The sequence below is a fragment of the Undibacterium sp. 5I2 genome (assembly GCF_035019605.1).
Lineage (GTDB): Bacteria > Pseudomonadota > Gammaproteobacteria > Burkholderiales > Burkholderiaceae_D > Undibacterium.
The window spans coordinates 1-300 of sequence record NZ_JASJVS010000177.1 but is presented as its reverse complement, the minus strand read 5'-3'; the positions used below and the strand labels follow the sequence as shown (position 1 = coordinate 300).

The window sequence follows — 300 nt, the reverse complement described above, 5'->3', positions numbered from 1 at the left end:
ACAAGTCAGGTCGATTGCGCATCCACCCAGCCGCCCAATTCGTCATTGCCGCGCAGGCGGCAATCCAGTGGCGCGCATGCGCCTTTTATATCTGTGCTGCTCAGGCGCAGCAGGAGGTGTTCATTGCACAGAAAAAAAAGTGTCCTTGATCGACGTTCCCACCCTGAAGGCACTAAGGTGTCACTGGATTCCTGCCTACGCAGGAATGACGAGGCGAGAGCACGGGGGAATGACATGTCGGCCAGTTGGAGTAATGATACCGACTGAAAACCCTTTTGCGACAGCCTCTTGAGGCCGGGG

Annotated in this window: 1 protein-coding gene; it reads right to left on the bottom strand. The window is 56.3% G+C overall.

Annotated features, from left to right (window positions below; genetic code table 11):
* Window positions 1-5 precede the first annotated feature (5 nt).
* A partial coding sequence (locus tag QN359_RS19880; protein WP_323493638.1) for a hypothetical protein occupies window positions 6-300 on the bottom strand: 295 nt, incomplete at its 5' end.